At 55.7% G+C, this 7,200-nt stretch carries 9 protein-coding genes and 3 pseudogenes; 4 read left to right on the top strand and 8 right to left on the bottom strand.

Annotated elements, in window-relative coordinates; all coding sequences use genetic code 11:
* Positions 1-423: 423 nt before the first annotated feature.
* Positions 424-654, top strand: a pseudogene (locus tag C5L12_RS27130) (transposase domain-containing protein); the annotation flags it as partial.
* The gene (locus tag C5L12_RS29160; RefSeq protein WP_105375102.1) at positions 654-959 is read left to right on the top strand and encodes a hypothetical protein; all 306 of its coding nucleotides are present in this window, start codon (positions 654-656) and stop codon (positions 957-959) included. The pseudogene C5L12_RS27130 and the gene C5L12_RS29160, both read left to right, overlap by 1 nt.
* A 272-nt stretch (positions 960-1,231) precedes the next feature.
* On the opposite strand, the gene C5L12_RS27140 is transcribed toward C5L12_RS29160, so the two are convergent.
* The 5 genes from C5L12_RS27140 to C5L12_RS27155 form a co-directional block, all read right to left on the bottom strand.
* Positions 1,232-1,363: an ATP dependent DNA ligase gene (locus C5L12_RS27140; protein WP_157949134.1), complete on the bottom strand. Its 132-nt coding sequence runs from the start codon at positions 1,361-1,363 to the stop codon at positions 1,232-1,234.
* Positions 1,364-1,400: 37 nt separating this feature from the next.
* Positions 1,401-1,745 carry a hypothetical protein gene (locus C5L12_RS28275; protein ID WP_157949135.1) on the bottom strand — a complete coding sequence of 115 codons (345 nt, stop codon included), beginning with the start codon at positions 1,743-1,745 and terminating at the stop codon, positions 1,401-1,403.
* A 9-nt stretch (positions 1,746-1,754) separates the two neighbouring features.
* On the bottom strand, positions 1,755-2,315 hold the full coding sequence (locus tag C5L12_RS27145; RefSeq protein ID WP_157949136.1) for a hypothetical protein: 561 nt from the start codon (positions 2,313-2,315) through the stop codon (positions 1,755-1,757).
* Positions 2,316-2,373: 58 nt separating this feature from the next.
* Positions 2,374-2,652, bottom strand: a complete 279-nt coding sequence (locus C5L12_RS27150; protein WP_105375104.1) for a hypothetical protein — start codon at positions 2,650-2,652, stop codon at positions 2,374-2,376.
* A gap of 183 nt (positions 2,653-2,835) precedes the next feature.
* Complete coding sequence (locus tag C5L12_RS27155) at positions 2,836-3,453, bottom strand: hypothetical protein (RefSeq protein ID WP_245423061.1); 618 nt, start codon at positions 3,451-3,453, stop codon at positions 2,836-2,838.
* 557 nt (positions 3,454-4,010) lie between these two features.
* Between C5L12_RS27155 and C5L12_RS27165 the strand changes: the two genes are divergently transcribed.
* The gene (locus tag C5L12_RS27165; RefSeq protein WP_105375107.1) at positions 4,011-4,358 is read left to right on the top strand and encodes a hypothetical protein; all 348 of its coding nucleotides are present in this window, start codon (positions 4,011-4,013) and stop codon (positions 4,356-4,358) included.
* A gap of 466 nt (positions 4,359-4,824) precedes the next feature.
* Here C5L12_RS27165 and C5L12_RS27175 read toward each other — a convergent pair whose 3' ends face one another.
* On the bottom strand, positions 4,825-5,094 hold the full coding sequence (locus C5L12_RS27175; RefSeq protein WP_105375109.1) for a hypothetical protein: 270 nt from the start codon (positions 5,092-5,094) through the stop codon (positions 4,825-4,827).
* Positions 5,095-5,220: 126 nt separating this feature from the next.
* Between C5L12_RS27175 and C5L12_RS27180 the strand changes: the two genes are divergently transcribed.
* Complete coding sequence (locus tag C5L12_RS27180; protein WP_157949137.1) at positions 5,221-5,634, top strand: hypothetical protein; 414 nt, start codon at positions 5,221-5,223, stop codon at positions 5,632-5,634.
* Positions 5,635-5,739: 105 nt separating this feature from the next.
* Here C5L12_RS27180 and C5L12_RS27185 read toward each other — a convergent pair.
* Positions 5,740-6,082, bottom strand: a pseudogene (locus C5L12_RS27185) (IS3 family transposase); the annotation flags it as partial.
* Positions 6,083-6,098: 16 nt separating this feature from the next.
* Positions 6,099-7,055: pseudogene (locus tag C5L12_RS27190) on the bottom strand (IS110 family RNA-guided transposase); the annotation flags it as partial.
* Positions 7,056-7,200: the final 145 nt, after the last annotated feature.

Here is a 7,200-nt window from a genome sequence, read left to right on the forward strand (position 1 = left end):
CAGCGTTAATATCGCCTTCTTGCGATCCTTGTCGCTCAGTCCGTCCAGCGTCCGGCTTTGGAATACCAGGTCGAGCTGCCGGCCCGACGCCGGTATCAGCGTATTGCGGGTTCTCATGATGGTCCTCCTGAGTGATTCTAAGTCCACTTCGGAAGACTGCAGGCTTGTCGGCGCTGGTGACCAGCCTGTTCAATTCGATAAGCGCCGCAAGAGCGACGCCTGGCGTCCCCATGGTCATGCCGCTGCAGACCACAGGATCAATCATCCACCCGGCAATCGAAACCACGACGCCCGGTGGCCCCAGAACATGTAGAAACTGGCCTATAGAGCGTTCTTCGACACGGCGAACGACTACCTTCTGGCCGAAATACGGATGCCAGCGATAATGAACCTCGACTTCATCGCCGACATGGGCAGAATGAACGGGGAATGGGAATCGGAAGAAAAAACTGGCTGTTTGCCGGCTCGGACAAGGGCGGTGAGCGCATCGCCAATGTCCTGACCATCATCGAGACGGTTAAACTGCAAGGCCATAATCCGGAGGTGTATCTGACAGATGTCCTGACCCGGATCCAGGATCACCCCAAAGACCGAATTGAAGACCTGCTGCCCTGGAACTGGGCGCCGGCAAACGCTCGATGTGAGGCCGCCTGATGGCACGCTCGAGATTCATCTATACGCTCAAGCAAGTCGCCGGCATGATCGGCGAGAACCTCGAACTGATCGAAGAAGTGACGGCCAACTCGGACAACATCTCCGAGGGCGAACTGGTCTACGTCAGCGATGGCAGTGAAGATGGCACGAAGGGTCTGACCGAGAAAGGCATCGAAGAACTTCAAAGCCTACTCGCCGACATCAGGACCTGGGACGGCGGTATCCGCGAGTTCCTCATTGACGCACAGTGCGATCCCGAAATGATCGAACGCATCATGCTCGATGAAATGAAACGCGTCCTATAGCTTCCATCCCTCTACCACCCGAAAATGCCTTCGCCGGACGCTCACGCTTGATGCGCTGCTGAAGGCACTGAAGCGGAAGCTGGAATGACCGGCGACTGCCCGGTTTCTTGACATCGAGATGAAGCGTTCCAGGTAGGGCACGTCCTTGTTGGAAATGCCGGGAGCATCCATGACCCGATATTACGTTGCCTTCGCGTTCTCGCTGACCGTTGCCATCACATCGCTGATCGCATCGTCGCAGTCGGTAACCCTGCTTTATTGAGCGGCTCGCTCTAATCAGGCAGCCGGAGGATCTCACCGGCATCGTCAGGATCGCGCAGCCGCTTAAACGAAGGATGCCGAAGCTTCCCGTCATTGGTCCAGGCGCGGCACTCGATCTCCGCGACGTATGTTGGCACGCTCATAACCCGATCAACCGGCACGCGTTATCGAATATTTCCTCTATAGCTCTGGATGGAACGTGAGGATGCGAATGCCATGGTCACAGCCAGGTGGCGATGATTGCAGCGTCATCCTGATAGACGTTCGAGCGCTTTCCACGGGAGCGATGCGCACATAGATCAGACGCGAACCATCTGACTGCGGTTGCGCGTGGCTTTCGAAACTCGATAAACCGTTGAATTGTCGAAGTTGTTCGATCGAAGCTTGGAATTGCGAATGCATGGACTCCTCGTTTGGAAAATCAACGTCCGTCAGCCGTTTGAAGTCATCCCATAAGCCGCGCTTAGCGGCATCGAGTACCGATACAATTCGAGCTCGCTCGACATCGTTAATTTGATCAACCATCACACAAGGTCATTTTATACGAGCTTGCCCACTCTTTATTTTTGCCCCGATCATGTTCCCACCTATTACCTGAACGCATATTCTAGCTTCTTCAGAGAAAACCTTCTCCTCCATATACGCGACAGCCAATACTTTGGTATCCAGTCCCCCGAAACTATCCTTGAACTCCCCGGAATTTAGCGACAACAGCCTGTTGAGGGGATAATCTCCTACGTAGATATCTTCAATAAGAAGGCGCTTTCCTGCGCAGTCATTAAATTCCAATAAAAAAGTCGAGTTCGATCGCCAGATCGAGGACAATTGATCTTTGGTGAATTCCACTGTGATCTTTCTCCATGGCCCACCCTTTTCAGGTCGGCTCGGCCCGAAGCTCATGGTCGGGCGCTCCTGGACCGTATCCTCGACCTGAACAGAAAGAACAGAAACATTTATGGCACAGGAGCTGAGCATCACGCTGAACGATGCGAGCGAGAAGAATCGGAAAAAGAACATGTTTATACTCAAACTGAGCGCTTGGAGCATTCCCACCGGTTCAGCGCCAATTTGACCCAGAACGAGTTCATGCTTCACCTGATGGGAAGTAGTCTAGCGACGCGGGGGCGTCGGATTGGCGGGGTCGAGTCATCGATCATCCGTCCCAGCTACCCCCGGGGAAGTGTCGTTTTTTATAGTACTGCTCGTAGAAAATCGTGCCGTGTATTCCGATAACGTCCTTTTTGTCGATTCGTCTTCCCCACATCCCAGTGAAGATCGGATCGTAAAATGCTTTAGATGTCTCATCTGCGACAAGATCTTCAACGAACACGATTTCCTTATTGCCGAAAACTTGAATGAACTCATTGTCATTAAGCTGGAAGACATCGTAGGTGCAGTTCTCGGCACCATCTATGATAAGCACGTTCTTCATTCGTTTAGCAGCTCGCAGTCTGGGAGCCCTTCAGAGCCGGTGATATCTTTGGCTGTTCTGCTGGAAACACTACCGGCACCAACCGGACCAACCTTACTTCGCATCAATAGAAATCCCGCGGCCGTAATCGTCAAGCCGCAAACGCCGCCTAGCCGGCAGCACTTGGGGCGTCCAGAGCCGAGACTAGCTGCCGGCGGCCAAGAGCCGCTGGCGCTCCATTCGATCGATCCGCTCCCGAAGGTCAAGCAGGATGTCCCTCGCGCCATAGACGCTTCCCTGAGCCTGCTTCACTTCATCCAACTGCCGCCGAATATCCGAGCGCTGTTCATCATAGCTATTGAAGACGCGATCGAGCTCCTTGCGAGGAACTTGCTCTTCCCGAAGCTCCTTGATCATCGCTTCGCTTCTCTGCCGGTCTTCGGCTCCTCTCGCCGTTCGCCACTCCAGTTCCTTCTGCGTCACCATTTTATCAGTGAGCGGTGCTACGCTTGATTTCAGGTCGCCTGTTGCCTCGCGAATGGGGAGGTATGCCAGACCGCCGAGCATGGCGGCGAATGCCAGGACGACGCTCAAGGCCTGCCATTGCGGCCGACTTCGTTCTGCGAGATTGGCAGAGAGCGCGGCGAGTGAGGTCCGCATCTCGCCTGCCAGCGTCGTCATCCCGTTTTCCATGGCCTTGAAGCCAGCGCGCATCTCGGCATCAAGATCCGTCTGGCGCCGGCCAAGGTTGGTGACCCGCTCGCCAAGCTGGGCGGTGACGGCGTCCGTATATATGCGGTTCACATCGTTTCCATTCGCCATGTCGTCATTCCCTGCCATCAGTCCCCATGCCCCTTCAATGCTTCATTGGGGAGATCGTGCCGCATGAGCGCGACGAAGGTATCTAGATCAATGGATATTCTCGTCCCTCTCCCATTGACCCTGAAGTAGACGAGTCCATCTGTTATCTACTCGACGTGAAAGCATGCTCCATTGCAGCCGCGGTACCGCCGGCAAGCGACAATGTCGGTGGAGTGCATGGCGCCTCTCACGGGGGAAATGATGCTAATATGTAAAGACTGCCGAGACACCGGCTGGGTGTGCGAGGCTCACCCTATCAAGCCATGGACTGGCACGCGGTCATGCGGCTGCGGATCGGCCGGCATGCCCTGCCCCAAATGCTCCGGCACAAGCAGCGTGGGACAAGCGCCCGGACGCGTCGAAGGTGTTTCGATCGGTCACCAACGTGGCCGGGAAGAAGGTGAACTAGCCGTCAGATGAGTTGAGGCCGAACAATTCGCACCCCCCGGCGATTTGTGGATTACTTCAGTGTCCCCCCGCGATAGTGATCGTCACGCAAATAGCCTCAGAGAGGCGCTATGCGCGACGAAACCGAAGACCTGGCCGAGACGCTGATCTACACGCTTGGCGTGATTGTAAACAGCAGCGATGACGTAAGGCGCCGGATCGCCGCTGCGTATCATGAAGCGCAGCAGCTTGCGGCAGGGATAGACCTAGACAATGGCGATGCACGGCCGCGGATCGTGGCATATCTCAAGCGGTTTAACGCGCTCGAGTACGCTGGGAATATCGAGGCTGACGGATGGATGCTAACCGCCCTTCAGGAACGGATTCCCGAGCAAAATTTGCAGGACTGGAGGAAGCTCCGTAGCGTAGCAAAGAAAGCTGTAGACCTTCTCCCTCCTCCTCCAAAAGCCCTGCACTAAGGTATCATTTGCGAAGCATCAAAACGGACGACCATAACTTTCCACTGGTCGTATTTGTCTGCGGGAAGACTTTTGAAGGGTGCTGACTGCCTGATATTCTTGACTGCATGAAAGCAGAAACTCTTACGAGCTTCTTCTGTACCGCCCGTTGCCTCGAGACTCGGCTCCCCCACGATCTCAGCACATCGGTTAAGGTTCACATGGACCTCGCACACTAGATCAGGGAATTTTTTGGCGAGTTCTCGCATCGCCTCGGCCTTAGCGCCTCTATGGGAGTCGTCACTAGCCGACGCTGACAAAGAATTGAAAAACAGGATCGCGAGAAACACAACATGCCTTCCGCGCTTGAATGTCATCTACCGTCATCCCCTCTAGCCGTCTTGGCTCTGACCATCTCAGGCCACATGCAATCTGCACGTGGCCATCCGTTGAATGTGCACCTGACACCCCGCACCGCGCACCGCCGCTATTGTTGGATCTGCTTCTCAACCGTATTGTTGATGAAGTCCCAGCGCATACCGATCGGCTGCCTCGCCAGGTCATAGGGGCCGTTGAAGTACTGAATCAGGGCTGCCTCGCCTTCCATGTCGTGCCAGTCCTCATCGCGCCAGCCGCGATAAACTCGCGCGTATGACCGGAAATCGACCAACTCGATCGAACGGTCGAAATCCTCCCGCATCGCCTCGACGAATTGACCAGCCGCATCGATCAGTTCTTCCCTGGCGACCTTCGCCATCAATATATCCTCCATACAGACCTGATATATCAGGTCACAGGATCTACATCGATGAGCGGCCGCGCGCAAACACCGGCCTCGGGCGCGCTGATGGACAGCCCCCAGAAATATTTCTAAAGATCAGCCATGATCTCAATAGGTTTGGATCTTGGTGGTCCCGAATACAAAACCTCAACTTTCAAATCGCAGGTAATGCGAGCAATGAACGTGGCTGCGCGTCATCGACGGTCCGACTACGATGCCGGAGCAGAAGCTTGGATGAACCCTGTGTTTGTCGTACCCGGTTCTATTCAGGGACCAGACTTTATCGGTCTTCGAGCCGGTCACTTCTCTCGCAAGGTCAAGGGTCTCGTCATCGAAATCGCTGTTCCCCTGCCAATCGCGACCACGGACAATCCCTCTGGCTTCATAGTGGAGGCGTTACGGCAGGCAAAATTGCTGGCCGCAGCCTTTTTCATCGAAAAGGGGATTAGCTTCCCGACCGTGGCAGCCGAGAAAATAATCCTCGCTATCGAGACGGACTTCAGTCTCGCCTGGTAGCGATCGTGACCCGGGTGCTGGTCCGGTGTCAGCCCGAAGGAACGCTCGTTACGCTAGGTCGTAAACTCATAAATCTGGCCTGCTGCCGGTTTTTCGGACACCGAGTTAAGCTAATCCGACCTTGTTTTCAAATTCCATCGGGCTGAGGTAGCCCAGTGTCGAATGCCGACTATAGCGCGGCAATCAGGATGAGACGAATCTCACCTAGATTGCCGCTATGCAGCCGACGCTTCGGATTGTAGAAACGCTCGATGTAGTCGAACACGTCCGCCTTTGCATCGTCCCTGGTCCTGTAGACTTTGCGAGCTGTTCGTTCCGTTTTGAGGGATGAGAAGAAGCTTTCCATCGCGGCATTGTCCCAGACATTGCCGGACCGGCTCATCGAGCAGGTGATGCCGTGATCGGCCATGAGACGCTGGAACTGCTCGCTAGTGTATTGGCTACCCTGGACGCCCTTCTAAGAGTCAAGCGGCGATTTGGGTTTGGCTGATCTCTCTGTGCCGTCGCATAATAATACCGAAGACTTCACGGGCAATGTAGCGTTTGAGGCAGCGGATTGCCTCCAGCTTCGAATTTCCCGCTGCGATGCGTCGGGCGACGTAGTCCTGCGTGCGAGCGTCTAGTCGAAGTCGCCCGATAGCGATGATGTGGATGGCACTGTTGGCCGCGCGATCACCGCCCCGGTTCAACCTGTGACGAACCGTTTTCCCTGAAGAGGCCGGTACCGGGCTGACGCCGCACAATGCTGCGAAGCTCGCTTCGGACCTCAGCCGGTCGGGATTGTCGCCAGCCGTCAACAGCAACTGTGCTGCGCTGTTCAAACCGATCGCGGCTTGAGCAAGCAGTTCGGGAGCGAGGTCCTTGACGATGGCCTCGATCATGTCGTCCAGGTCAGCGATCTCGTCATGCAGTTCGAGATAACGCCGCGCCAGGGACTTGAGAGAGATACGGTAGGCTTCCTCGATCTGGCGATACGCCGTGAGATCAGGGCGCCAAGACGCGAGCGTGCGGATTAGTTGCATCCGCGTCATGCTGCGCAGCGGATCTCGGATCTTGTCTGGTGCACAAACGATGGTCATCTGGATCATCTGCAGCGCAATGCGGCGCGCCTGAACCGCGGTTTTTCGGCATACCCGCAGCACGCGAAGACTCTCTACCATGCCGTCTCGCGTGCGCGGCGTCACAGTGTGCCGTTTGGCAAAGGCAGCGTGGGCTGCGCTTTCTGCATCGAAGTCGTCATTCTTACCGCGCCGGCGACGGTCTAATTTGTCAGGTGTGGTAACCTCCAGAATATCGACACCAGCGCCCTGCATGTAGCGCAGCAACCCTGCACCGTAGCTGCCGGAGCATTCGACCCCGACACGCTGGAGATCTCCGAAGGATCTCATCCAAGCCAGCATCAAGCGATACCCGTGTCGGGTTTGTCGGGCGAAGTGAGAAATTGACCCCCCCTATTGCCTCACCCAGGGATGTTACCGAAGTGTTTGGCGCTGAGATGGCCGTTATCTTCTCCTGCCGCGGCGGGAGAAGATAACGGCGCGCGCTCCATCCAGTCTCCATCGAGAA

Source organism: Neorhizobium huautlense (genome assembly GCF_002968575.1).
In the GTDB taxonomy this organism is placed as follows: Bacteria; Pseudomonadota; Alphaproteobacteria; order Rhizobiales; family Rhizobiaceae; genus Neorhizobium; species Neorhizobium huautlense.